This is a genomic window from Bacillota bacterium, assembly GCA_013314855.1.
Classification (GTDB): Bacteria; Bacillota; Clostridia; order Acetivibrionales; family DUMC01; genus Ch48.
Genome location: JABUEW010000027.1, coordinates 1 through 21,564, shown reverse-complemented (window position 1 = coordinate 21,564; position 21,564 = coordinate 1). Strand labels below are relative to the sequence as shown.

The 21,564-nt window shown below is 37.7% G+C and carries 20 protein-coding genes, 1 pseudogene and 1 other annotated feature; of the genes and pseudogenes, 16 read left to right on the top strand and 5 right to left on the bottom strand.

Annotation, left to right across the window (positions count from 1 at the left end; genetic code table 11):
• Positions 1 to 11: 11 nt before the first annotated feature.
• Positions 12 to 965 carry an Rpn family recombination-promoting nuclease/putative transposase gene (locus HPY74_06715; protein NSW90356.1) on the bottom strand — a complete coding sequence of 318 codons (954 nt, stop codon included), beginning with the start codon at positions 963 to 965 and terminating at the stop codon, positions 12 to 14.
• 227 nt (positions 966 to 1,192) lie between these two features.
• Between HPY74_06715 and HPY74_06710 the strand changes: the two genes are divergently transcribed.
• From HPY74_06710 to HPY74_06680, 7 genes and pseudogenes are all read left to right on the top strand, one after another.
• Positions 1,193 to 1,687: a winged helix-turn-helix transcriptional regulator gene (locus HPY74_06710; protein ID NSW90355.1), complete on the top strand. Its 495-nt coding sequence runs from the start codon at positions 1,193 to 1,195 to the stop codon at positions 1,685 to 1,687.
• 442 nt (positions 1,688 to 2,129) lie between these two features.
• Positions 2,130 to 2,225, top strand: a pseudogene (locus HPY74_06705) (hypothetical protein).
• 148 nt (positions 2,226 to 2,373) lie between these two features.
• Positions 2,374 to 3,096, top strand: coding sequence for an ABC transporter ATP-binding protein (locus HPY74_06700; protein ID NSW90354.1), 723 nt, complete (start codon positions 2,374 to 2,376; stop codon positions 3,094 to 3,096).
• A complete protein-coding gene (locus HPY74_06695; GenBank protein ID NSW90353.1) occupies positions 3,093 to 4,376 on the top strand; it encodes an ABC transporter permease in 1,284 nt (427 codons plus the stop codon). Before HPY74_06700 ends, HPY74_06695 begins: the two co-directional genes overlap by 4 nt.
• Positions 4,377 to 4,509: 133 nt before the next feature.
• Positions 4,510 to 5,487 (top strand): ABC transporter substrate-binding protein, encoded by a 978-nt coding sequence (locus tag HPY74_06690; GenBank protein ID NSW90352.1) that lies wholly within the window; start codon positions 4,510 to 4,512, stop codon positions 5,485 to 5,487.
• 67 nt (positions 5,488 to 5,554) lie between these two features.
• Positions 5,555 to 6,376 (top strand): ABC transporter permease, encoded by an 822-nt coding sequence (locus tag HPY74_06685; protein ID NSW90351.1) that lies wholly within the window; start codon positions 5,555 to 5,557, stop codon positions 6,374 to 6,376.
• 11 nt (positions 6,377 to 6,387) lie between these two features.
• A complete protein-coding gene (locus tag HPY74_06680) occupies positions 6,388 to 7,191 on the top strand; it encodes an ATP-binding cassette domain-containing protein (GenBank protein NSW90350.1) in 804 nt (267 codons plus the stop codon).
• Between the two features lie 14 nt (positions 7,192 to 7,205).
• On the opposite strand, the gene HPY74_06675 is transcribed toward HPY74_06680, so the two are convergent.
• Both HPY74_06675 and HPY74_06670 read right to left on the bottom strand, forming a co-directional pair.
• The gene (locus HPY74_06675; protein NSW90349.1) at positions 7,206 to 8,018 is read right to left on the bottom strand and encodes a glycosyltransferase family 8 protein; all 813 of its coding nucleotides are present in this window, start codon (positions 8,016 to 8,018) and stop codon (positions 7,206 to 7,208) included.
• Between the two features lie 260 nt (positions 8,019 to 8,278).
• Entirely contained in the window at positions 8,279 to 9,196 is a 918-nt protein-coding gene (locus HPY74_06670; GenBank protein ID NSW90348.1) for a DUF2680 domain-containing protein, read from the bottom strand.
• A gap of 249 nt (positions 9,197 to 9,445) precedes the next feature.
• Between HPY74_06670 and HPY74_06665 the strand changes: the two genes are divergently transcribed.
• The 8 genes from HPY74_06665 (at position 9,446) to aroB (ending at position 18,667) form a co-directional block, all read left to right on the top strand.
• Complete coding sequence (locus tag HPY74_06665) at positions 9,446 to 10,765, top strand: aminotransferase class I/II-fold pyridoxal phosphate-dependent enzyme (GenBank protein NSW90347.1); 1,320 nt, start codon at positions 9,446 to 9,448, stop codon at positions 10,763 to 10,765.
• Positions 10,766 to 10,777: 12 nt separating this feature from the next.
• Positions 10,778 to 12,106: a hypothetical protein gene (locus tag HPY74_06660; protein NSW90346.1), complete on the top strand. Its 1,329-nt coding sequence runs from the start codon at positions 10,778 to 10,780 to the stop codon at positions 12,104 to 12,106.
• A complete protein-coding gene (locus HPY74_06655) occupies positions 12,106 to 12,807 on the top strand; it encodes a YggS family pyridoxal phosphate-dependent enzyme (protein NSW90345.1) in 702 nt (233 codons plus the stop codon). The genes HPY74_06660 and HPY74_06655 overlap by 1 nt, the downstream gene beginning before the upstream one ends.
• 27 nt (positions 12,808 to 12,834) lie before the next feature.
• Positions 12,835 to 13,290 (top strand): cell division protein SepF, encoded by a 456-nt coding sequence (locus HPY74_06650; protein NSW90344.1) that lies wholly within the window; start codon positions 12,835 to 12,837, stop codon positions 13,288 to 13,290.
• 12 nt (positions 13,291 to 13,302) lie between these two features.
• Positions 13,303 to 13,578 carry a YggT family protein gene (locus HPY74_06645; GenBank protein ID NSW90343.1) on the top strand — a complete coding sequence of 92 codons (276 nt, stop codon included), beginning with the start codon at positions 13,303 to 13,305 and terminating at the stop codon, positions 13,576 to 13,578.
• Between the two features lie 11 nt (positions 13,579 to 13,589).
• On the top strand, positions 13,590 to 14,051 hold the full coding sequence (locus tag HPY74_06640; GenBank protein ID NSW90342.1) for a DivIVA domain-containing protein: 462 nt from the start codon (positions 13,590 to 13,592) through the stop codon (positions 14,049 to 14,051).
• Positions 14,052 to 14,133: 82 nt separating this feature from the next.
• Positions 14,134 to 14,378 (top strand) — a binding site (T-box leader).
• A gap of 76 nt (positions 14,379 to 14,454) precedes the next feature.
• The gene (locus HPY74_06635) at positions 14,455 to 17,583 is read left to right on the top strand and encodes an isoleucine--tRNA ligase (protein ID NSW90341.1); all 3,129 of its coding nucleotides are present in this window, start codon (positions 14,455 to 14,457) and stop codon (positions 17,581 to 17,583) included.
• A complete protein-coding gene (gene aroB / locus HPY74_06630; GenBank protein ID NSW90340.1) occupies positions 17,552 to 18,667 on the top strand; it encodes a 3-dehydroquinate synthase in 1,116 nt (371 codons plus the stop codon). Before HPY74_06635 ends, aroB begins: the two co-directional genes overlap by 32 nt.
• On the opposite strand, the gene HPY74_06625 is transcribed toward aroB, so the two are convergent.
• The gene (locus HPY74_06625) at positions 18,659 to 19,405 is read right to left on the bottom strand and encodes a type 1 glutamine amidotransferase (protein NSW90339.1); all 747 of its coding nucleotides are present in this window, start codon (positions 19,403 to 19,405) and stop codon (positions 18,659 to 18,661) included. The genes aroB and HPY74_06625 overlap by 9 nt on opposite strands.
• Positions 19,406 to 19,409: 4 nt before the next feature.
• Positions 19,410 to 20,792 (bottom strand): DUF1727 domain-containing protein, encoded by a 1,383-nt coding sequence (locus tag HPY74_06620; GenBank protein NSW90338.1) that lies wholly within the window; start codon positions 20,790 to 20,792, stop codon positions 19,410 to 19,412.
• A 244-nt stretch (positions 20,793 to 21,036) separates the two neighbouring features.
• On the opposite strand from HPY74_06620, the gene HPY74_06615 reads away from it, so the two are divergent.
• Complete coding sequence (locus HPY74_06615; GenBank protein NSW90337.1) at positions 21,037 to 21,198, top strand: DUF1540 domain-containing protein; 162 nt, start codon at positions 21,037 to 21,039, stop codon at positions 21,196 to 21,198.
• Positions 21,199 to 21,564 lie beyond the last annotated feature (366 nt).

The window sequence follows — 21,564 nt, the reverse complement described above, 5'->3', positions numbered from 1 at the left end:
GCTATATTTCTTTAATTTTCAACCTTCATTTTTAACTGCAAAACTTCTTCAGTAGACAACTCAGCAGCTTCTGCTACTTGTTCTGCTGAAAATCCCAGTTTCAAAAGGTTTCTAGCTATTTTTCTTTTTCCCTCTATAATTCCTTTTTGCATTCCTTTTTGCATTCCTTTTTGCATTCCTTCTTTAATAAGTTGTTCTGCTATTGTCATAATCTCCTCGCTCCTTTCTAAAGAGATTTTTTTTGCTGCTTCATAGACATCTTTTATATTGATGTCGTTTCTTGCATTCATAATATATCTAACAAAAGTCTCAAAATAGTCTATGCCTTTTTCCTGATGTTCCAGTTTTTCTAAGGCTTCAAATGACCTTTCCAGAGTTTTTATAAATTCATCAAAGTTTTCATTGAATATTGCCTTTAGTATCTCTAAAAAAATCCTAAGTTTTACATTTCCTTTTATTTCTTCTTCTCCATAGGGTGATAAGTCATATAGAATATATTCATAGTGGGGAATGTATTTTCTAATGTTTTCCGGCAAGTCCCCTATCCCTTCTATCATCCCTGTAAATCTTATATCTATGTTCCACTTATCCTCTCCATGGTAAACTACTAAAGGAATAATTATGGGTAACTTACTAATATTTTCTTTATTAATTTTTTGTTCCCATATTCTAATCATATACTTTAATAACTGTAAAGGTGTTCTCTCTGATAAATAGCTTTTATGTTCAAATAAAAAATAAATATATCCGTCTTTTCCATTAATAATGGTCTTAAATAATACATCTGAAAATAGTTCTTTTAATTCTTTGTCAATAAAGCTATCTTTCTCAGCCGAAATACTATCTAGATCAATTATTTCTAGTAACTCTTTGGGCAGATAGTTGAGCATGAAATCTTTTGTAGTTTCAAGATCACTTAAAGTTTCTTTAAAAAACTTATCATGTGGCTTGTTTATAATACTCATATACAGTCCTTTCTACCAATTCACCCTATTAGTATTAGCAATATATTCACCTAATGCTATTATACCACAGAAAATAGTTTTTCTACAATTATTTGTTTTCCGTGATGTTGGGAAAGTGGGGCTTCAAAAAGTCAAGGATTTAGCTTGGTATAAAGTGTTGACAAAAATAATTCAAGTATTTATAATTTAATTTAGTATATACTTAATTGAATGCGAGGTGATTGTTATTGACTGAATTAATAGAAATCTTGAAAGCACTATCTGATGAAACCCGTTATAGTCTTGTTAAACTTCTTGTAAGTCATGATTATTGCGTTGGAGCATTAGCCAAACAGTTGAATATTTCAGAATCTGCTGTATCTCAACATCTTAAAGTCCTGAGAAATGCTGGAATCGTAAAGGGAGATAAACGGGGATATTATACTCATTACTGGGTAGACCGGGAGCTTTTGAAGGATGTAGCCAATAAAATCATCGAATTGTCATGTGTAACTCCTGCAGATGACGAATGTGATAAGCATACATACAAGGACAGAAATACAACCCGGGAAATAATCCAGAATATAGAAGAATTTGATGATAGGCATATTTTGGAAATATTCAATAATTACAGCAGTTATAAAAAGTATATACTCATACCAAGGAAGTTTGTTGTAAATGAAAAAATGAAAAAATACAAGGATTCACTTATGAAATCTTCAAAAATAGAAAACTATATATAATGGTAATACCGGCAGTTCTGTTTTTTTTATTCAATTCATATATGCCAATGTTCGGTATATATCTTGCTTTCACACGGTATGATTTTAGAGGCGGTATTTTCGGCAGCCCGTTCATAAGTTTTGAGAATTTCAGATACCTGTATGAATCAGGCTCTCTCTGGACCATAACGAGAAATACCGTTCTGTATAATTTGGCGTTTATTTTTATCTTTATCGCAAATGCTCTTTAGATATTTACAGCAATACTTCTGGCGGATATTCCCTGCAGATTTTACAAAAAGACGACCCAATCGCTCATGTTTTTGCCGTATTTTGTTTCTTAATAATAAGGAACTAATCAGGCTTTCAATGACAGACCCTCTGTGTGAAACATATAACAGAGCGAAATTGAATGTTGAGTTGAAACGATGAACAGCACGCAATAAACGAAATATTCAGAATAATGCACACCATAAAGAGTTCTTCTGTGGTGATGCTCTTTAACAATATATCCACCCTTGCCCATTCGATTGAAGATTTGTTCTATTTCCTGGAAGAGCTTGAATGGATTGAACTTGAAAGATGATAGATCCATGAAGAGGTAAGTTTCCTTTAAATTAATTTTCTAAGCAGTTGCATAGGTTTCCAAACTTTCATATAATTATTATATTATCTTTTATTTAGTACGTACGAAAGGAGGACCAGTTATGGAGAAGGCTCTTGTGGTAGAAAATCTTGAGAAGAATTACGGTAATCTTAAAGCATTAAAAGGAATCAGTTTTGATGTAAGCCCTGGTGAAATCTTTGCCCTGATTGGACCCAATGGAGCTGGGAAAACGACAACTTTAAGGATTATTGCAACAATTCTTTCTTCGGATGGTGGCGACGTATACATTTACGGTATAAGCGTAAAAAAACAGCCGGATAAAATTAGAAACATAATAAGCTATCTTCCCGAAGAAGCTGGGGCATATAAGAACTTAACCGGAAAGGAATATTTGCGTTTTATGGCAAGCCTTTTTGCACCGGATGAAAGAACCTGCGAGGAATATGTGAGGGTTGCCTCGGAAATTGCAGATCTTGGGGACAGGTTGAAAGATAAGATATCCACATTCAGTAAAGGTATGACGCGGAAATTGTTGCTGGCCAGGGCAGTGATGACTAGGCCTAAGCTGGCAATACTGGATGAACCTACTAGCGGGCTGGACGTAATAAATGCGCTTGAAATAAGAAATACCATAAAAAGGCTTGCAAAATCCGGTATGACAGTCCTGGTTTCAAGCCACAACATGCTCGAGATTGAGTACCTGTGCGACAGGGTTGCCATAATCGATAAAGGTAAAATACTAGAAGTTGGAACCCCTGAGGAATTAAAGAAGGAATTTGGAGCGCAGAATCTTGAAGAAGTGTTTGCGGAGGTGGCAAGATGAATAGATTTATGGCATTATTTAAGAAGGAGATAAGAGAGCTCCTGACACTCCAAATGATTTTACCGTTATTAATTGGCATAATGATTTTTGTGTTTATAGGGAATGTGGTCGGAAAAGAGAGCAGGAAAGCAAGTAGTTCACAAAGCATTATAGTTCATGACCTCGATTCTTCCCCCACTTCACAAATGGTTGCAGATATCTTAGAATCTGCAGGGTACCAGGTGTTTCTGTATAGCGAAGAAACGGTTGATTTAGTTATTGAAGAAGCAAAGGAGAAGAATATATACAATGTAATATCCATCCCCTCAGGTTTTGAGAAGGGCCTTCTGGAATTCAAGCCTCAGAGGATTGAAAATTATAATATCCTACAGGGATTTTCAGTTTCCGGTTTAATGAGCTCCGGTTCGGGTACGCGGGCATTTAAGATTATAAATGAACACTTCAGCAATATGTTAATTATGAAAAAGGCTTTATCGGAAAACCCAGAAGAATTAAAAAATCCTATTACTGCTGAGAATCTGGTTGTATTAGGCAGTAAGACTGCAAATGTGAGCTTGGAAGAACTGATGGGTTTTATCAATTCACAAACAATGTTTATACCCATTGTTATTTTTGTAATCATTATAATGGCATCTCAGACAGTGGTGGTTGCCATTGCTTCAGAAAAGGAGAATAAAACCCTGGAAACGCTTTTAAGCACGCCGATAAGCAGGACATCTCTGGTGACGGCTAAAATGTCTGCTGCTGGCATCGTATCTCTGATTATGGCAGCTGTATATATGGTCGGAATGAGCTATTATATAAGGGGGGTAACAGGTGACGCTTTCAAGAGCGAGTCCAGCCAGAAGTTGATTAGCGCCTTGAACCAGCTTGGCCTGACTCTTGGTATCACGGACTATTTGCTTATAGGCGTTTCACTTTTCCTGAGCATACTGATAGCGCTTGCCGTTTCACTGATCCTTGGAGTCTTTTCAGAGGATGTGAAGAAAGCACAAAGCCTGATCGCTCCAATTATATTTATAGTAATGATACCATATTTTATTTCCATGTTCATGAACCTGGACACGGCTTCGCCGGCCCTTAAGTATTTTGTTTACGCCATTCCATTTTCACATTCATTTCTTGTATCGCAGGGCATATTCTTTCGCAGGTACATGACCGTGACATGGGGAATTATATACCAGTTAATTGTATTGATTTTGCTTATAATTATAGCAGCGAAGATATTTACTACCGACAGGGTGCTTACTGCTAAAATTAAGTTTAACAGAAAGAAATAAAAATGCACCCGAACATTTCCTTGAATTCACAATTTTGATGTGCTATCATAGATAATAAGTAAAATGGTAGTACGGTAGGGAAAAATGTAAACTTCCATATTCCCTCCGTCAATAAAAAGAAGGGGGATTTTTTATGTCTAAAAAAGTAATTGCTATTGCCTTGGTAATAATGCTCATCTCAATTAGTTTTGCCGCATGCAGCGGCACATCTTCGGACAAGGTAGTCAAAATAGGTATATCGCAACTAGTACAGCATCCTGCCCTGGATAGCGCACGTGAAGGCTTTATTGAAGCACTCAAGGAAGCTGGCTATGAAGATGGTAAGAACATTAAGATTGATCTTCAAAATGCACAAGGTGATGTAACCAATGCCCAGACCATAGCCCGTAAATTTGTTGATGAAAAGGTGGACATGATACTTGCCATAGCTACACCGGCAGCCCAAGCCGCAGCCAATGTTACTAAGGATATACCCATACTTATTACGGCGGTGACCGATCCGGTATCGGCAGGCTTAGCTGAGAGTCTCGAGAAACCTGGTGGCAATGTAACCGGAACAACCGATATGAACCCGGTAGCCGAGCAGATTAAGCTGGTCAAGGACCTGATACCGGGGGCCAAAAAAGTTGGTATACTGTACAATGCCGGTGAGATCAATTCCAAGATTCAAGTAGATATAGCAAAGGAAGCCGCTGCTGCTCTTGGTTTAACTTTAGTGGAAGCCACTGTTAGTAATAGTAGTGAGGTCAACCAGGCTACGCAGTCGCTAATGGGAAGAGTGGATGCTATTTACGTTCCTACTGACAATACCATAGTTTCCTCCATAGGGGCAGTTATAAAAGTTGCAAATGATAACAAGATACCGGTTATAGGTTCGGAGCGGGGTCAGGTAGATGCAGGAGCCATAGCGACAAAAGGAATAGATTACAGGGAGCTGGGTAAGCAGACCGGCCAGATAGCTGTAGAGATTATAAAGGGTAAAAAACCCCAGGATATACCGATAGAAGGGTCCAAGGTTGTCACTCTTATAATTAACCAAAAGGCGGCTGAAACCATTGGCCTGACCATACCGAAGGATATACTGGATAAAGCCGATGAGGTTATAGAATGATTATGAGGTGGTTCGATTGTTCAGCCTAGTGGCTACGTCCTTGGAGCAGGGACTTGTGTTTGGCATAATGGCGCTTGGTGTTTATATTACGTTTAAAGTACTTGATTTTCCTGATCTGACGGTAGATGGAAGCTTTCCGCTCGGAGCAGCGGTAGCTTCCATCCTGATATTCAACGGAGGTAACCCCTTTTTTGCATTGCTTCTGGCTGCAGCGGCCGGCATGGTTGCCGGCTATATTACCGGTTTCCTCAACACACGAGGAAAGATAACCGGGCTGCTTGCAGGTATTTTGACTATGACAGCTCTTTACTCTATAAACCTGCGCGTGATGGGGCGATCCAATGTTACGCTGCTAAATGCCAAGACAATATTCACATATATTGAAGACTGGGGCATACCCCGCCAATGGGTATTCATGACAGCATTCGTAATTGCAACTGTCATAATAAAGATCCTGCTTGATAGTTTTTTGAAAACCCAGCTTGGTTTTGCGCTTAGGGCAACAGGCAACAACCCTGGCATGGCGCGAGCCCTGGGTGTAAATACTGATGCCATGAAAATGTTGGGGCTATCCATATCAAACGGATTGGTAGCACTTTCCGGAGCACTTGTGGCACAGTACCAGGGTTTTTCCGATATAGGCATGGGTGTAGGCACTATCGTGGCCGGTTTGGCGTCGGTAATAATAGGAGAAATGATCATGGGAGAAAAAAGTGTAGGCTTTGCCACTTTTTCAGCTCTGCTCGGATCTTTCATTTATAGGCTGAGTATCGGTATCGCATTGAGGTTAGGTTTTGCAGCAACCGATTTAAAGCTGCTCACTACGATACTGGTGATAATAGCATTAGGTACGCCCAAGATAAGAAAGTTGATTCGCAGTGCTGCATAGGAGGATTTTTTATGTTGGAATTAAAAGGAGTAACAAAGATCTTTAATATTGGGACAGTTAATGAGAATGCCGTACTCCGCGACCTTAACCTTAATGTTAACGATGGTGATTTTATTTCTATAATTGGAAGCAACGGTGCAGGGAAATCTACGCTTTTAAATGTTATAGCAGGTGTATATCCTGTTGATGGGGGATGCATATTACTCGATGGCAGGGATATTACCAGGCTGCCTGAATATGAAAGGGCTAAATTTATCGGCAGGGTTTTTCAAGATCCCATGATGGGTACTGCTCCGTCTATGACCATAGAGGAAAACCTATCGATGGCATACTGCCGTGATAAGCCCCGCAGACTCAAGTGGGGTCTTAACGAGGAACTGAGAGAAACATTTAGACAGAGGTTGGCTGAGCTGGGGTTAGGGTTGGAGAACCGCATGGACTCCAAGGTTAAACTGCTTTCAGGGGGTCAACGGCAAGCCATGACATTGCTTATTGCCACCATGGTAAAGCCGAAACTGCTTCTTCTAGACGAGCATACTGCTGCACTGGATCCGTCTACCGTCCGCCTGATAAACGATCTCACAGAAAGAATCGTTCTTCAGAAAGGCATAACTACGCTTATGATTACGCATAATATGGAACATGCCATTAAAATGGGCAATCGTCTTATAATGATGGACAAGGGGCAAATAGTACTGGATATAAAAGGTTTGGATAAAACATCACTTACCGTAGATGAGTTGGTGGATATGTTTGAGCGCGCTGCACACAGGAAATTTGATGAAGACAGGGTTATGTTAGGATTGAAAAATTAGTATTTTCTTTAAGGCTATGAAGTATCCGCTCTTTCCGACATCTTCTGATAGTGTTTGTAAAGAATGCCGAAACGATACGGATAATTGCGGTGCCAAGGCTTGTGTTTGCCGCAGAAGTGTAGAATAACTGTGTTGTGAATGATATAATCTATATTTACCCGCCCCTTCGATGAAATTAGATATGAGCGGTAGCGGCGTGCATCATAGTTGTACAAGTATTCATCCAGGGGCTTGATTTTATCCCAATAAAGACCGTTGAGAACATCCTGATCGGGTAGTATAAGCTCATTGACATGTTTTTTAATATAGTTATACAACTGAGAAACGTCAGTTTCGGTTCGCAGTCGTGCTACATTGATGAGCAGCACACCGGAGTTATAATACCTGTTAGACTCTGTCTTGAGACGAATTTTATTGATGTAGCTTATCATTGGTTTTGCATGTGCAGCAGCCGCAAAAAAGCAATCTCCTAATTCGATCCTGTACAATGGTTCAATAGGGTTAAGGACCAATATATCCGGATCAAGATAGAGCACTTTATCGACATGGTCCGGCAGTAAGGTATGTGCAATCAGGCGGTAATACATTTCTTTTGAATAGTAGGAGTTAACCGGAGCATCAGAAAACACATTTTTATCAACAAGCAATGGATACAAGGTATGCCCATGCCTTGTGACAAATTTGGAAAGCTGGTTTATCTCTGCTTCTCTTATATCAGCATGCATAAGGTAAATATCAAGGCTTTCGGAGCAATTATCAAACAGTGATTTGAGCATAACCTTGAGCGGTGAAATATAAGCAGCATTTAAAGTAACCAGTATATTCACAGATACACACCCTTTCCTCAAAATATATCCGTAGCTTTTATTATACTATAAAAATTTGGAAATGTTTATATTTGTAAAATCAAAAATTGGCTCTGGAAATAATCTTGTGAATAATCTTGTGTATATCATTGGCAAATTAAAATAATCGGTGAGAACAAAATAAGTAAGGATAAAAATAAGGGAGGATAAGGATTAAACCCATATCCTTACCCTTACTTTATCCTTTTCTTTACAATTTGTGTACTGAGAGCATACTCATATTATTGTATATTATTCAAACCAGAGTTGCCTTTTGGCATAGCACCTTTTTTTATAGCACCTCTAAAACCGCCCTTTTTGGCTGTCTTGCCGTTTGACCACCCAAGGTTGTCAGGCAATCCGTTTTCATTGATGTCCTTTTGCACTTCATCAATTTTCCGGATGCAGTTATCTCCTTGCTCTTTAGTTATTAAACTGTAAGTAACCATCTTGTTGACCAGTTCTTTCTTTAGATCAGCCATTTTATTGAAATAGTCTATTAAATCTTTTTCTTGTTGCTCTGTGAGCTCAGAGACCTTTGGAGCATAGATTTTAATACCGTTTATACCCCAAAAGCCGAAGTTACCGCATAAGCCTTCCCCTAATAGCAAACCATAGGCTAAATTTTCGTCATTACTAATAATACTGTCTAGCTTTTGGGTAATAGCATTTGCTTGTTCTTCGGTCAACAAACTATTTGCAGCCATCTTGTTAATCAGTTCTTTTTGAAGTTCAACTATCTTGTCTATAGACTCCTTTAAATCAGCTTTTTGCTCATCAGTAAGGTTAGAAACGTCAATTCTGCTATTATTAAAACTTCTTCCCTTAGCAAAACACTTAAAACCTCCAAACCAGTTTGCAAAACCTTCCAATCCATTCTCAAGCATTTCATCAATCTTTTCTATGGCAGCATCTCCTTTTTCTTTTGTTATTGAACCATTTTCAACCATCTTGTTAATAAATTCCTTTTTCAAATCCGCCATCTTTTTGGAGTATTCTTCAACATCTGCTTTCTGTTGTTCGTTGAGTTTTGAAACATCTATCCCCAAAAATCCTCTTACCGCTTTTGCTGCTTGGGTATCAGAAGTGGCTGCAAATACGGAAAAAGGTATTGCAATGACCATAGCAAGAACCAAGAATATAACTAATTTCTTTTTCATTTTGTTCACCTCCTTCCTTCGATTATTTATTGGCATTTTTATTCTACCCAATTTATTTGACTAGTACATGAATAATTTGTTAAAATTTTGTGAATTTTAGGTACTTTAAAAAGAAATTCCACCCGGTGGCCTTTATATGTTGCGGAAAATTAATTTCTGTAGTAATATTTTGCTATACATAAAGTTTGGGAAGTTGTTATAGGAGAAAGCGCAGGACTTATATAAAAATTAGGGGTGCAAAGGTTATATATGGATCATAATACTTACAAAGCAAATTGCGAGTTTCAGATAGATGATTTTATTAAACAAGAGTTTGGTATAGATGAAAGTATTAGTAAGATATCTCATATTGCCGAAAAAGAGTGCAGGGATATTTTCTTACGTATCGATGCTGTGAGGGAATACAACCAGTTAAAGGTTATAAAAGCCATGCAAAAGAACAAACTTAGCGACTCCCATTTTGCAGGTTCTACAGGGTATGGCTATAATGACAGGGGAAGAGACATACTGGAAGGGGTATATGCAGACATATTCAAAGCCGAAGATGCATTGGTGAGGCACCAAATTGTTTCAGGTACCCATGCTTTAGCCTTGTGCCTTTATGGTAACCTGAGGCCAGGAGATGAAGTGTTGTCGGTTACAGGGAAGCCATATGATACCCTTGATAATGTAATAGGTATAAGAGAAAGCAAAGAAGGTTCTTTAAGAGAGTTTGGGATAGGTTACAGGCAAGTGGATTTACTCCCTGATGGAAAAGTGGATTTTGAAAAAATTAAGGGAACAATAAATGAAAAAACGAAAATGGTTTTTATTCAGCGCTCAAGGGGATATTGTTGGCGGCCGTCCCTTAAGATTAGTGATATTGAGAATATTGTTAAGTTTGCAAAAAGACTAAAAAAAGATATAATAGTATTGGTAGATAATTGCTACGGGGAGTTTGTTGAAAAAAGAGAGCCTGTTGAAGCAGGTGCGGATATAGTCGCCGGCTCACTTATCAAAAATCCTGGAGGAGGATTGGCACCTACCGGAGGCTATGTAGTTGGTAAGGAAATATATGTCAAGAATGCTGCATGCAGGTTAACTACTCCAGGACTTGGGAAAGAAGTAGGGGCATCTCTGGGGATTAACAGGTTGTTTTTTCAAGGATTATTTTTTGCACCCCATGTAGTTGCCGAAAGCTTAAAAGGTGCGGTATTTGCTGCAGCAGTAATGGAAAAGTTGGGATTTGAAGTATCCCCATCCGTAAATGAAGAAAGGGGAGATATAATTCAGGCAATTAAGTTTAGTGACCCGGAGAGTCTGATTTTATTCTGCCAGGGGATACAAAAAGGTTCTCCAGTGGATTCATTTGTAACGCCCCAACCATGGGACATGCCTGGATATGACAGCCAGGTAGTAATGGCTGCCGGCGGATTTATCCAGGGAGCTTCCATAGAATTAAGCGCCGATGCACCTGTTAAGGCACCATATATTGCTTATTTGCAGGGCGGCCTGGTTTTTGAGCACGTTAAATTAGGTGTAATGACAGCTATACAGGTAATGAAAGAAAAAATTAAATGCCATATTTAGGTGGGGAGAAATATGGAAAACAAAAGAAAAAATTTAAAAAACAATGTTAGAAACAAGCATACAGAAGACGAAGCATATAGTCAAAAAGACCGTAAAAAAGCCAGGAAAAAATTCAGAGTGGGAAGATTGCTGACAGTTATATTTGCGTTAATATATGTACCTTCTCTTTTTTACTGGTTTTATGGAAATAGTATAGCAACTGATATTATCCGTATTGGGAAGATTGAAGATTCAATAAATGTTAATGCATTGCTTGTACGGGATGAAACAGTATTAAAAGCTCCTTTTAACGGAGAATATATACCTCATGTTGAGGAAGGAAACAAGATTTCTGCATATTCTACAGTTGCAACAGTTGTAGATGATTCATCTTTAAAATTGCTGAAAGAAATAAACGATATAAATACAAAAATTCTTGCTGCCCAAAAAGAGAAAAATAAGAATAAAGAAATATTTAATCAAGATATAGTAAAAATTGAGAATGAAATTGGACGCAAAGTAAAATTAATTGTTGCGGAAATGAATAGTAACAGGCTTAGCAGGATAAAACAAATAAAATATGAAATAGATGAATTAATTAAAAAAAAAGCTGAAATAATAGGAGATGATGGAATTGATAGTATTTATATAAAAACTCTAAAAGAACAAAGAGACAAATTGATGAAAAATATGAATACGAGTATATCAGAAAAAAAAACAGACTCATCCGGAATAGTATCATACATTGTTGATGGTTATGAAAGTATTTTAAAACCTCAGGCTATTGGGCAATTAACACCCGAAGTGTTTGAAAGCATATTAACAGAAAAAACTGTTGAACGGGATATAAGCGATAGAAAAGTTGAAGCAGATAAGCCTTTTGCCAAGGTAATAAATGATTTTCAATATCAGATTGTTGTATGTTTGAAATCTGAGCAAAATACCCTTTTAGAAAAAGGGAAAAAACTATTAATTAGGATTAATGATATAAACAGGAAAATGACAGGCACTGTTGAATTTGTATCAAAAGAACAGGATGGAAAACAAATAATTGCTATTAGAGCTGATAAATATACAGGAGAGATAGCTGGTTTGAGAAGGGTTAATATTGATTTAGTAAAATCTTCATATGAAGGCCTTACAGTACCTTTAAAGAGCCTCAGAAATGTCGACTTAAACATGAATACAGCAGAAATTGTGATTTTAAAAGGTGATATAGCAAGTGTAAGAGAAGTAAAAATAATAGGGAGAAATAACGAATATGCAGTAGTTGAAGCTATGGATAGGTCTAAGGGTATATACCTTTATGATACATATATATTAAATCCGCATAATATTCAGGATGGGCAGGTGATAAATTAATGATAAATAATTTAATAAAGCAAAACATAGACAAAATAAAAGAAAGGATTGAAAAAGCATCAAAAAAAGCAGGAAGAAAACCTGAGGACATTAAAATAATAGGTGTTACAAAAAACGTGGAACCTGTTAGGATACTTAAAGCAATTGATGCAGGAATTGTTGACCTAGGGGAAAACAGGGTGCAGGAATTGCAGGAAAAAATAAATACTATTAGGGCTGCTAATAAAAATGTAAACTGGCATATGATAGGCCATTTACAAAAAAACAAAGTAAAGTATTTAATTGACAGTGTGGTTATGATTCACTCTTTAGACAGTGTGGAACTTGCCCAGGAAATAAACAAAAGGGCGCAAAAAGCCGGAAAAATAATTGATGTCCTTGTGCAGGTTAATGTTGCTGGAGAAGAATCTAAATTTGGGATATCCAAAGATGAAGCTATGAATTTTATAAAAGAAATAAGCAAATATAGGAATATTAAGGTAAAAGGACTTATGACCATAGCTCCTCTCGTTAGCGACCCCGAAGAAATAAGGTTTGTTTTTAAAGAACTTAGGAAAATATTTATTGACATAAGCAGGGAAAACATTGATAATATAGATATGGATTACCTGTCTATGGGAATGAGTAATGATTTTGAAGTTGCAATTGAAGAAGGCGCAAATATTGTAAGGATAGGTACTGCCATATTTGGGAAAAGATAATACTAAAGAGAAGGGAGTACATACACTATGGCAAAGCTATTTGACAAAGTGTTGAATTTTGTAGGTTGGGAGACTGAAGAGGAAATGGAAGAGGAGTATACCGAAAGGGATCAGGCTGATGAGGAGGAACAACCGAGGTTTTCCTTTAGTACAAATAATAGAAGGCAGCAAGGAAAGGTAGTTAATATCCATTCGTCTTCCCAATTTAAGGTTGTTGTTATTCAACCACAAAATTTTGATGAGGCACAGAATATTTGTGACCATTTAAAAAACAAGAAACCTGTTATTGTTAACTTGGAATTGTTGGAAAAGGATTCTGCCCAAAGAGTGGTTGATTTTTTCTGTGGAGCGGTTTATGCTCTTGATGGGAGTATTTATAAGATATCCGGTTCAATTTTTTTAATTGCGCCTCATAATGTAGATGTATTGGGAGATTTTAATGATGGATTAAAAAACGATGGGGTATTTCCTTGGATGAAGTAACGGAGGATTATAATGGCTGGAACAATTTATAGAGCAATAGACTATTTATTAATATTTATACAATATGCAATATTTGCAAGGGTGATTATTTCATGGATACCTATACCGAGAAATAATAGTATTATCAGGTTGTTGTATCAAATTACCGAGCCCATTTTGGCGCCTTTGAGGGAACTAATCGAGAGATCGGCTATTGGGCGTAATATGATATTTGATTTTTCTCCTGTGCTAGCGTTCTTAATAATTGGATTAATAAGAAATATTATTTTTAGATCTTCTTTCTTTTGAGGTGATGGAGTATGAATTATACACCAAATGATATACAAAATTTAACGTTTAAGAAAACTATTATGGGTTATAGCGAAGACGAAGTAAATGAAGTATTAGATAGGATAATTGAAGACTATAATGCATATATTAGGGAAAATCTTGAGTTAAAAGATAAACTTTCAGTGCTAAATGAAGGCCTTCAGCATTACAAAACCATAGAGGACTCTTTACAGAATGCTCTTTTAGTTGCTCAGAAAACAGGGGAAGAAATAAAGAAGAATTCCTATGATAAGGCTGAAAATATTATTAAAGAAGCAGAAATAAAGGCACAAAGAATGATAAATGATGCCAACCAGGAAGTAATGAGGATAAAATTTGAATACGAGGAATTGAAAAAAAAATTGCATATTTTTAAGTCGAAAGCAGAAGCACTATTATTATCTCAACTTGAAATTCTAAAGCAAATGTTTGATGGTTCAGAGGATGCTTGACATTAAAACAACCTGTGTTGTATAATTCAAATTAATTTAAAGCTTATTACGATTAATATAATTTAATATGTGATTTAATATTGAAAAAACGATGATTGGAAAGAGTAGAAGGTCTAAAACCTTTTGAGAGAGCAGGTGGCGGTGGAAATCCTGTAAGGTAGGCCTTTGAAAATCATCCAGGAGTTGCCCCCCTGAAATTGTATTACAAAATTGCATTACAAGAGTAGGAGGGGCCGGCAAAAACCGTTATAAAATGAAGTGATTATGATATCATAGTCATAATAATTAGGGTGGTACCGCGTGAGAATATCCCCTCTCGTCCCTTAAGCAGGATGAGAGGGTTTTTTAGTGTGAAAATGGTAATAATGCGATAAATTTAAAGGAATAAAGGAGGCATTTTAAGTTGTACCGAAAAGTATCTACAAGCTTAAACTTTGTTGAAAGAGAATTAAAAGTTCTAGAGTTTTGGAAAGAAAATAAAATATTTGAGAAGAGTATTGAAATAAGAAAGGATGGCCCCACATTTACTTTTTATGACGGGCCGCCTACAGCTAATGGTAAACCACATATAGGACATATACTTACGAGGGTAATAAAAGATATTATACCGAGATATAAAACAATGAAAGGTTACAAAGTATTAAGAAAGGCGGGTTGGGATACCCATGGATTGCCTGTTGAACTTGAAGTTGAAAAAGAACTTGGTATAAATGGGAAACCTGAGATTGAAAAGTTCGGGATAGAGCCTTTTATTCAAAAATGCAAGGAAAGTGTATGGAAATACGAAAAAGAATGGAGAAAAATAAGCGACAGGGTAGGTTTTTGGGCTGATATGGATAATCCATATGTAACCTACCACAACAGTTATATTGAGTCGGTATGGTGGGCATTGAAGCAGATTTGGGATAAAGGCCTTATTTATAAAGGGCATAAGGTTGTTCCTTATTGCTCCAGATGTGGTACATCATTGTCAAGCCATGAAGTTGCCCAGGGCTACAAGGATGTTAAGGAGCCATCGATATATGTTAAATTTAAGGTTAAGGGAGAACCTGGGGTTTACCTTCTGGCATGGACCACAACCCCATGGACTCTGCCGTCTAATGTGGGTCTTACTGTAAATCCAAAAGAAACCTATGTCAAGGTTAAATGTGGAGAAGAGGTGTATATTCTTGCTGAAACTCTATTAGAGACAGTTTTAACAGAAGAATATGAGATACTGGAGAAGAAAATCGGCAATGAATTGGTTGGTATAGAGTATGAACCACTGTTTAATTTTGCTAAAGTTGATAAAAAAGCATTTTTCGTAGTTGCGGACGATTATGTAACTTTAACTGAGGGTACAGGTATAGTCCATACTGCTCCGGCATTTGGCGAAGATGATGCAAGAGTTGGGCGTAAATACAACTTGCCTTTTATCCAACTGGTAAATGAACAGGGTAAATTCATTGATGATGTAATCCCATGGAAGGGCATTTTTGTGAAAGATGCCGACCCTCAAATAATTAAGGACCTTGACAGGAGAAACCTCCTGTACAAAACAATGGATTATGAACACTCATATCCCTTCTGCTGGAGATGTGATACACCTCTTTTGTATTATGCTCGAAACACTTGGCATATAAAGACTACTGCTGTCAAAGGGAATATGCTTGAAAACAACAAAAAGATTAATTGGTTGCCGGAAAGCATAAGAGACGGAAGGTTTGGAAATTTCTTAGAGAATAATATAGACTGGGCTTTGAGCCGTGAAAGGTATTGGGGTACGCCGTTGCCCATATGGGAGTGTGAGTGCGGCCACCGGCATATGGTAGGAAGTATTGCTGAGCTAAAAGAGATGGGTGAAAATGTCCTTGATGATATAGAGCTCCATAAGCCTTATATAGATAGTGTTTTATTAAAGTGCCCAAAATGTAGTACGGGGAAGATGAAAAGAGTACCTGAAGTTATAGACTGCTGGTTTGATTCGGGAGCAATGCCGTTTGCCCAGTGGCACTATCCTTTTGAAAACCATGAGCTTTTTAATGATAACTTCCCGGCAGACTTTATAAGTGAAGCCCTTGACCAGACCCGGGGATGGTTCTATACACTCCACGCAATATCTACACTGCTTTTTGACCAGCCTGCATACAAAAATTGCATTGTTTTGGGATTGGTGCAGGATAAGGACGGCCAGAAAATGAGCAAACACAAGGGGAATGTAGTGGATCCGTGGACTGTTCTTGATAAACAGGGAGCAGACGCAGTTCGTTGGTATTTTTATACAGGAAGCGCCCCATGGTTGCCAAGCCGTTTTTATGAAGAGGCTGTAAGTGAAGCACAGCGTAAATTTATGGGTACATTATGGAATACCTATGCCTTCTATATTCTGTATGCCAATATTGACAAGTTTAATCCTATTAATTATAAGCTGGAGTATGAAAAGCTTTCGGTTATGGACAAATGGATCCTGTCAAAGCTCCACTCGTTGATAAGATATGTAGACAAAAACCTTGAAAACTACCGTATTACTGAATCTGCAAGGGCTATACAGGATTTTGTCGATGATTTGAGCAATTGGTATGTGAGAAGAAGCAGGGAACGTTTCTGGCAAAAGGGTATGGAACAGGACAAAATTAATGCTTACATGACTCTCTATATAGTACTTGATGCTGTAACAAAACTGTCTGCGCCTTTTGTTCCCTTTATGGCTGAGGAAATATATCAAAACCTTACAAGAACCATTGACCTGTCTGCTCCGGAGAGTGTCCATTTGTGTGATTTTCCCGTATATAATGAGGCATGTATTGATAGAGAACTGGAGGAAAACATGGATACTGTTTTGAAAATTGTCGTTCTAGGCCGTGCAGGAAGAAACACTGCTAACATAAAGACAAGGCAGCCTGTGGGAAAGATGTATGTAAAAGCCGAATTTAAACTTCCTCCCAGTTTTGTAAGACTCATTGAAGAGGAATTGAATGTTAAGGAAGTAGTATTTACAGAGGATACGAAATATTTTACCGAGTATAAGCTTAAACCTCAACTTAAGACGGTGGGGCCAAAGTTTGGGAAACTTGTGCCGAAAATAAGTAAGGCTTTAAGTGAAGCTGACGGTTTGGAAGCAGTAGAGACGTTTAAAAAAGGTGAAGCCTTTGTATTGGAAGTTGAGGGGGAAAAGATTGAACTGGCTGAAGCTGATGTACTTGTTGAAGTAACCCAAAAAGAAGGTTTTGTATCTACAACTGATTATGGAGTTACTGTAGTGATTGATACAAACCTTACTCCTGAACTTATTGAAGAAGGCTTTGTGAGAGAAATAATAAGCAAAGTTCAGACAATGAGAAAAGAGGCGGACTTTGAAGTGGAAGACAGGATAAGGTTGTTCTATAAAGAAAATAAACGGATTGCCGGCATAATTGAGAAGAACAAGGATATTATTTCGGAAGAAGTACTTGCAAATGAGGTAAGTGAAGGTGAAGGCCCTTGTGAAGCATACAGCAAGGAGTGGAATATTAATGGGGAGAATGTCAAATTTGCAGTTGTCAAAACTAATTAATTTAACTATTGGGTTGGGTGAAAGGAGTTATCCCATATATATTACAACCGATTACAAAAGTATGGGTATGTGCCTCCGGGAAGCAGGTATAGATGTGGATGGCAAGCTTGTTGTTATAACCGATAAGAATGTCGATAGTTTCTATGGAACTTGCTTCATGGAGGCTTTGGAAAGCGCCGGTTATAAACCGGATAAGTATGTTATTATGCCGGGAGAAAAAAGCAAGGACCTAAAAACCGTAGAGGATATATACAGGTTTTTAATAGGACTGAAACTAGACAGGAAATCCGTCATTATAGCTCTCGGAGGCGGTGTTGTGGGGGATATTACGGGATTTGCCGCTTCCACATATTTAAGGGGTATTGATTTCATACAGGTTCCTACAACCTTATTGGCCCAAGTAGACAGCAGTGTGGGAGGGAAGACGGGAATAGATTTTGAGGGAGTAAAAAATGTCATTGGTACCTTTTATCAGCCAAAGTTGGTTTATATAAATGTGAATTCCTTAAAAACCCTCCCACTGAGGGAATTCAAGTCCGGTATGGCAGAAGTTATAAAACATGGGCTTATTATGGACAGTGAGTTTTTTAATTACATTGGAAATAACTTGGATAAAATATTTGAGTATAATGAAGATGTAATGAAACACGTAATTAAGGTTAATTGCTCAATTAAAGGCAATGTAGTTGAACAGGATGAAAAAGAAAGCGGTTTAAGAGCCATACTTAATTTTGGTCATACTATCGGCCATGCAATAGAAAGTGTTTCCGGTTTTGGCCTCCTGCATGGGGAATGTGTTTCTGTCGGAATGGTAGGAGCGTTTAGAATGGCTTACTATATGGGAATGATAAATAAGGAAGCAGTAAATGATGTAACCAACCTACTGGAAAAAGCAGGGTTACCCACGGTAGTAAAAGGCATTAGCCCTGAAAAGGTATATGAAAAAATGTTTTATGACAAAAAAGTAAAAGGGGGCAGGCTTTTATTTATACTGCCCCGCGCTATCGGTGATGTAATGCGGTGTTTTGTAGATGATGAAAAACTTATAATGAGAGTCCTTTCAGAAGTATTAGTGCTACCTTAATACATTCCTGATAACTGAAATACGCGCCTTTTCTTCAATGGAATCATCCAGTTTATCCAGGCTTGTGAAGTCCTTGTATTTCTGTTTCAATGCCAATGATATGAGATAGTCGGTAAGCCTTGGATTTTTTGGAAGGAGACTTCCGTGGGAATATGAACAGTAGGTGTTTTTATAGACTGCACCTTCAAAACCGTCTTCACCATTGTTACCGTATCCCTTTATTACCCTGCCTAGTGGTTTTATCTCCGGGCCAAGATACGTCTTTCCGGAGTGGTTTTCAAAACCTACAACCCTGCCATTGAAGTCTTCCGAAATAAGAAATTCGCATTCGAATACCATGTTCCCTATCATACGTTTTTTGCAGCCTATGGTCCACAGATTAAGAGCACCCAAAAATTCCATTTCCTTTCCGTCCCATGTCCTATAGTATTTGCCTAGAAGCTGGTATCCGCCACAGATGCATAAAAAAACCTTGCCGTATTCTATAGCGTTCCTTATTTCATTACCCTTATTATTTAAGAAGTCGTCCTTAATGATTTCCTGTTCATAGTCCTGTCCTCCACCGAGAAAGATGATATCGAAATTTTCAGGTGTGAAGTTTTCACCGAGTGAAACATTATGTATATTAGCCTGTATACCACGCCATTCACAGCGCTTCTTTAAAGCTATTATGTTTCCCATATCGCCATATAAGTTCAACAGATCAGGATAAAGGTGGCATATATCAACAGTATACATAATATTATTCCCAAAACTCCTTTAGCTTAAAATTTTTTTTGAGCATATCCCTGATATCGAGCATTGCGGTATATGTAGGCAGGATATAGAAGGTGCTGCCTTCCGGAGTTCCCGCCAGGCCATTGTCAATAAGCTGGCTGTAATTATTCATGATTTTTATCTTTTCCGGGTTGAAACCTGCATATTTAAGCCTTACTGCCATGTCAGGACCTCTGATACCTGAAACGTAAGCGGTTATAATTTTATCATAGATTTTTTCCAGTTTTTCAAAATCAACGTCCCACAACCATGAGATATCCCTTCCGTCTGCTGCCCTGTCATTGATTAAGAAAGCTATTTGCATTTTCTTATCTTCAGTAAGAATATAATCCAATACCTGGTTGAATCCTGTGGGATTTTTTACGAGAATGACCTTGATGCTTTTTCCTTCGGTTATTATAGCTTCCATCCTCCCAAACCCGCACTCAAATGTGCTTAAAGCCCTTAGAATGTTGTCGCATGGTAATCTCAGTACAGCACCACAAGCTGCTCCTGCAAGACAGTTATAAATGTTATAAATGCCCGGTAGATTTATTTTAGCATCAGCTGTAGTGCCATTTATATCGAGTTTTATCCGGGTGTAACTGCTGGTAAGCTCAGTAACTTCAAGACATGTTATTGTTGATTCCGGACGCCTGTAACCGCATTGTGGACATATGAAGCCGCCAAGATGCCCGTATATGTGGTTTTCATAGTTATACCTGGTCTTACAGTACAGGCAGAACATTGCATCGCTGTTTACGGTATTCTCCGTATTGCTCCATGCAGTAGAAGAAAAACCATAATAAACTGCCCTGTTGCTTGATTCCCTTCCGAGGCTGGCACAGAGTGAATCATCAGCGTTTAAAATAAGTATGGAACCCGGTGTTTTGCGGATACCGGAAAGGACACTATTCAAGGTAGTATAAACTTCCCCGTAACGGTCCAATTGATCTCTGAAGAAATTGGTGACTATTGTTATATACGGCTCAGAATGCTCCATAACTTTATTGAATGCAGCTTCGTCAATCTCTAGGAGAGCTGTTGGTATAAAGCTTCTTCCCTTAAGATCCACTGCTTCGATAAATGAAGTGGTTATGCCGTTCAAAAGGTTGGCTCCTGATTTATTGGTAATATAACCGATGCCGTTTTCTTTCAATATCTGACCTATTACCCGTGTGGTAGTAGTTTTGCCGTTTGTACCTGTAACTGCAATTATTTTAAATGTTTTTGAAATCTCTTTTAACACGTCGGGATATATTGTAAGTGCAATTCCTCCGGGAAGGCTGGTTCCCCCCCGGCGTATCAGCCTGCAAAATTTAACGGCAATTTTCGATATGATTATTGTCAGTATTAACCTAATGTTCATTATTGTTTTTAGTTATACCTCCATTTTTTCTTGAGAAATCATCTTTGCAATATATTTCCATAATATATTTTCCGCAACATAGCAATATAATTATAACATAAGGAAGACGTTGACACAAACTTTTCAAAGAGTTGTGTTTGAACTTCCTTGGTTCATTAAGCGGTAGCAATGCCCATGTTCACATTAATAGTTCTAAAAGTGGATAAAATAATAAAAGAGTAAAATTGAAAGGAAGTGAAGGAGAATGGACGCACCGAAGATGTACGTTAAATGTGGCGTAACAAACTGCCATTATAACAGAAGCCGTATGTGCCATGCAGACAGCATAGAAGTCAATGCAAAGGGTAATGGCAGAGCGGATACAAGCGATGGTACTTGCTGCACAACATTCAAAGACAATAAATAATCGATAAATAATCGATCAAAACGCCCTTTAACCAGGGCGTTTACTCCATTTACGGGGGATTAACCATGAATGTTTTAACCAATATCTTTTTAGCTGTTTTAAGCGCTTTTATTGCCGGTACCATTATCGCAGTTTTGCTGTTACTCGTTAAAGTATTCATCAGAGATGAAGCACGAATTTAAAAGAAAGAGAAAACAAGAGTTATAGAGAGTAGCAAAAAAATATTTTCGCAAAACCGAGTTGGACACGTACAAGATTAGTATTGTATAGTAGACTTGGGGGAGGTAGGTAATCAAGTCATGAACAATACTAATAGAACATTTTCAGGTAGGACATTTAGTCCTGAAGATATAGAAATGATAAAAT

What these genes read in the sequence shown, in the direction of transcription:
- HPY74_06655 (NSW90345.1), top strand. Translation starts at nt 12,106, where the DNA reads ATGATAAATAATTTAATAAAGCAAAACATAGACAAAATAAAAGAAAGG.
- HPY74_06685 (NSW90351.1), top strand. Translation starts at nt 5,555, where the DNA reads ATGGCGCTTGGTGTTTATATTACGTTTAAAGTACTTGATTTTCCTGAT.
- HPY74_06715 (NSW90356.1), bottom strand. Translation starts at nt 965, where the DNA reads ATGAGTATTATAAACAAGCCACATGATAAGTTTTTTAAAGAAACTTTA.
- HPY74_06650 (NSW90344.1), top strand. Translation starts at nt 12,835, where the DNA reads ATGGCAAAGCTATTTGACAAAGTGTTGAATTTTGTAGGTTGGGAGACT.
- HPY74_06665 (NSW90347.1), top strand. Translation starts at nt 9,446, where the DNA reads ATGGATCATAATACTTACAAAGCAAATTGCGAGTTTCAGATAGATGAT.
- HPY74_06660 (NSW90346.1), top strand. Translation starts at nt 10,778, where the DNA reads ATGGAAAACAAAAGAAAAAATTTAAAAAACAATGTTAGAAACAAGCAT.
- HPY74_06700 (NSW90354.1), top strand. Translation starts at nt 2,374, where the DNA reads ATGGAGAAGGCTCTTGTGGTAGAAAATCTTGAGAAGAATTACGGTAAT.
- HPY74_06625 (NSW90339.1), bottom strand. Translation starts at nt 19,405, where the DNA reads ATGTATACTGTTGATATATGCCACCTTTATCCTGATCTGTTGAACTTA.
- aroB (NSW90340.1), top strand. Translation starts at nt 17,552, where the DNA reads ATGTCAAATTTGCAGTTGTCAAAACTAATTAATTTAACTATTGGGTTG.
- HPY74_06670 (NSW90348.1), bottom strand. Translation starts at nt 9,196, where the DNA reads ATGAAAAAGAAATTAGTTATATTCTTGGTTCTTGCTATGGTCATTGCA.
- HPY74_06620 (NSW90338.1), bottom strand. Translation starts at nt 20,792, where the DNA reads ATGAACATTAGGTTAATACTGACAATAATCATATCGAAAATTGCCGTT.
- HPY74_06640 (NSW90342.1), top strand. Translation starts at nt 13,590, where the DNA reads ATGAATTATACACCAAATGATATACAAAATTTAACGTTTAAGAAAACT.
- HPY74_06680 (NSW90350.1), top strand. Translation starts at nt 6,388, where the DNA reads ATGTTGGAATTAAAAGGAGTAACAAAGATCTTTAATATTGGGACAGTT.
- HPY74_06695 (NSW90353.1), top strand. Translation starts at nt 3,093, where the DNA reads ATGAATAGATTTATGGCATTATTTAAGAAGGAGATAAGAGAGCTCCTG.
- HPY74_06615 (NSW90337.1), top strand. Translation starts at nt 21,037, where the DNA reads ATGGACGCACCGAAGATGTACGTTAAATGTGGCGTAACAAACTGCCAT.
- HPY74_06645 (NSW90343.1), top strand. Translation starts at nt 13,303, where the DNA reads ATGGCTGGAACAATTTATAGAGCAATAGACTATTTATTAATATTTATA.
- HPY74_06690 (NSW90352.1), top strand. Translation starts at nt 4,510, where the DNA reads ATGTCTAAAAAAGTAATTGCTATTGCCTTGGTAATAATGCTCATCTCA.